The organism is Nocardia sp. NPDC004722, assembly GCF_053601505.1.
Window position 1 is genome coordinate 1 of the sequence record NZ_JBSGBY010000923.1, and the last position, 2,275, is coordinate 2,275.

The following is a 2,275-nucleotide window of genomic DNA, read 5'->3' on the forward strand; positions in this document are numbered from 1 at the left end:
CCTCGAGTTCGGCAAGCCGCGGGAGCCGCAGGGCGGCAACGTGATTCGCGACCCGCGGCTGGATTTCGCCTTGTCCGGTGAGCCGGAATCCGCGCAGCAGCGCGGCGCGCAGCCGGGTGGCCGTGAGGTGTGGGAGCCGGTCGGCGCGCCCGAACCGCACGTTCCGCCCGACGCTCGGGTCGAGGCCCGGATCGAGGAGCTCACGGACCGGGCACGCCAGGCCCGGGAACGGGCCGCGGACAGCCGTTCCCGGCTCGACGAACTCGCCCGCGGGCTCGGCATCCCCGACCCGGAATCCCTGTCCGGCCGTGCGCTCGAGCGTGCCGTCGGCGACGCGTTCGACGCCGCACGACACGGCGACGAGCCGAGCGCCGCAACCCCGGCCGACCGCGAGTTCCGTACCTACTTCGATGAGAATCTCGAGGCTGCGCGCCTGACCCAGCAGGCGCATGCGCTGGCCATCGAGGATGTGCTGCGCAGCGAGGCCGATCACCCGCTCGAATCCGGGTTGGGGCTCAAGGGTGAGCCGCCGTCGGTGCTGGTGGTGACCGATCACGCCGATCCGAGTCATGCGCTCAGCGCCGAACTGCGCGCCTCGCTCGCCGAGCAGGGTGTGCCGGTCGAATACCGCCGGGTGCAGGTGGCCGACGATGGGTCGATTTCGGTCCAAACCATCCGCCCGGCAAGCGATTCCGGACATCCCGCCGCCCCGGAACGGCCCACTCCCGAAGGTCCGGCGCAGCGTCGCGGCCTGCCGGAGCATGTCAGCCTGACGGACCCGGCCGGGCCCGCGGCCGATCAGTCGGCGGTGCACCGCGATCCGGGATCGGGCGGCGAAAATGGTCACACCGCAACGGATTCCAATGACTGGTCACCTCGTCCGGATGACGTCTGGTCGGGCCTGGATCATGAGCGCATCGCCGACCGGCTGCGTGACGAGTTCGGTGTCGACATCACCAGCTACGACGAGCATCTCGAAACCGATGTGCCGGGCTTCGCCGAACACTTCGATGTCGAGGTGGTCCGCGAGTACGCCCGCGCGATCGAGGACATGTTCCGCGACCATCCGGGCACCGGCGTGCGCGAGGTTCACATCGGACCGCTCGGCGAGCATGTGTTCGCCGAAACCACGCCCGGCCGTGGCGAAGACGGACGCTTGCGGGCCGACCGGATAACACTGAGTGACCGCTACGCCCGTGAACCCGAAGCGCTGGCCCGGGATGTGGCGCGCGCCGAGGAGGCGGGCCTGCTGACCCGTGGCTCGGCGCAGCGGCCCGTGTACTCGACGATCGTGCACGAGTTCGCGCACGCCCTGGACCTTTCCGGCGGCCTGCACGCCGGTGACCGCGCCTTCGACGCCATGCTGCGCCACTACGCCGAAACCCGGGGCAACCTCGACGGTTTCGAGTCGTGGTTCGCCGATCAGCGCGGCCTGGCCTTCGACAAGCACGGCCGGTGGGATCCGTCCGAGGCGCTGGCCGAGGCGTTCACCGACGACGTCCTCAACGGCGCGGGTGCGTCCGAGCAGTCGAAGGTGCTCAGCCAGGTCCTGATCGACGCCCACGAGGCCCGCGCCGCCCACCCCGGCGACGAGTCCCGCCCCGCCGAACCCGCGCAGCGCCACGGCCTCCCCGATGACGAGCACGGTCTCCCCGACGGCGAGCAGGGCGGTCCCCGTCAGGAGTCCAGCCGTGAGTGGCTGGACCGCCAACGCGCCATCCAGGCCGACTGGGAAGTGCGGATGGAGCAGCAGCGCGCCGCCTTCCTGCGCGAGGCGGCCGAGTTCTACGCCCCCGGCACCATGGACCGCTTCCGCGCCGACTTCGAGGCCGACCACGCCGACTGGCGCGTCCGCATGGCCACCCACCGCGCCGAATTCCTCTGGGACATCGCCGGCGGCCGCCCCGAAGCCCCCACCCCCGAACCCACCCACGACCCCAACGCGTCAACCGTCGAGACCACCGCCAACGACCCCAACGCCGCGACGACCCCACTCCAGGTCCACGACCCGAACGCCGCAACCGTCCCCACACCGGTGCACGACCCGAACGCCGCGACGGTCCAGACCCCCGCTCATGATCCGAATGCCGCGACCGTTCAGACGCCGGTCCACGATCCGAATGCCGCGACAGTTCATACCCCGGTGCATGACCCGAATGCCGCGACGGTCCAGACCCCCGTTCACGATCCGAACGCGGCGACGGTGCAGACCCCGGTCCATGATCCGAATGCCGCCACGGTCGAGGTGGCGCAGTCGGGGGCCGTGGTCCATGAT

General features: G+C 71.0%; 1 pseudogene. It reads left to right on the top strand.

The window, feature by feature from the left end:
- Window positions 1–2,275 (top strand): annotated as a pseudogene (locus ACWELQ_RS44095) (hypothetical protein); the annotation flags it as partial.